The organism is Oligella sp. HMSC09E12, from assembly GCF_001808505.1.
GTDB classification, from domain to species: domain Bacteria; phylum Pseudomonadota; class Gammaproteobacteria; order Burkholderiales; family Burkholderiaceae_B; genus Oligella; species Oligella urethralis.
The window spans coordinates 1-893 of sequence record NZ_KV793570.1; the positions used below are offsets into that span (position 1 = coordinate 1).

An 893-nucleotide genomic window follows, 5' to 3' on the forward strand; every position below is an offset into this window, starting at 1 on the left:
GGAACAGACTGTCTATTAAATTGGCTAGGATCAGGAACGATAAAACTCTCTTTTAAATAACGATTGAATCGCTCCACCTTCCCCTTCGTCTTAGCTCGGTACGGACGACACAATCGTGTCTTAAACCCATATTCTTTGGCCAGTAGGAGCAGTTGCGGATTCCAGCGATGCTCCCCAACACCATAAGCATCTCGTTCAATCACAACGGTTTTGGCATTATCAAACAATATTTCTTTAGGCACACCACCAAAAAAGTCGAAGGCCTGTCGTAACCCCTGCAGCCACGCTTCACTGCGCTCATTATCAAAAAAGAAAACATAGCTAGCCCGAGAGTAACCTAAGGTTGCTACGAACGCTTTAAGCGGTTGACTAGCCTGTCTACGAATGATCGTAAAATCCACCTGCAATTGCTCACCCGGGGATGTTTCAAAGCGCACCACTGGGTCGGCTTTAGTTACTGGTTTAAACTGAGACACATAGTCTCTCAGTAAGCTAATCTTACCTTGATAACCCAATTCGTCAATCTCACGATAAAACACCGTGGCGGGTATCCAATCTGGCGCGGCTGCTTGAATGCGCTTGTGAAGATACGCTTTATAAGGGTCAAGCTTACTGGGTCTAGGGCTGCGTTGGTAGGTAGGCATAGCACCACCATTTCTAAGATATTTCCTTACGGTGTTACGGGAAATACCGAGCTCATCACTTATTGCTCTAATGGACTTGCCTTGTTTATGTAATACGTGAATCGTCACGACCATCTCCTGAGTTAACATAAGCGGCCTGAAAAACCGCTAGTTTATTAAACTAGTGGGTCAATATTCAACCGTTGATCATGGGTTATTATTACATTGGTGCCAACAGCTGCTCGTCCTCAGCCTTTCCTTTACTTTGAT

At 45.0% G+C, this 893-nt stretch carries 1 protein-coding gene; it reads right to left on the reverse strand.

Translation table 11 applies throughout. From position 1 onward, the window contains the following. The coding region (gene istA / locus HMPREF3179_RS04855) for an IS21 family transposase (protein WP_083290457.1) at positions 1–773 on the reverse strand (773 nt) is incomplete at its 3' end. Positions 774–893 lie beyond the last annotated feature (120 nt).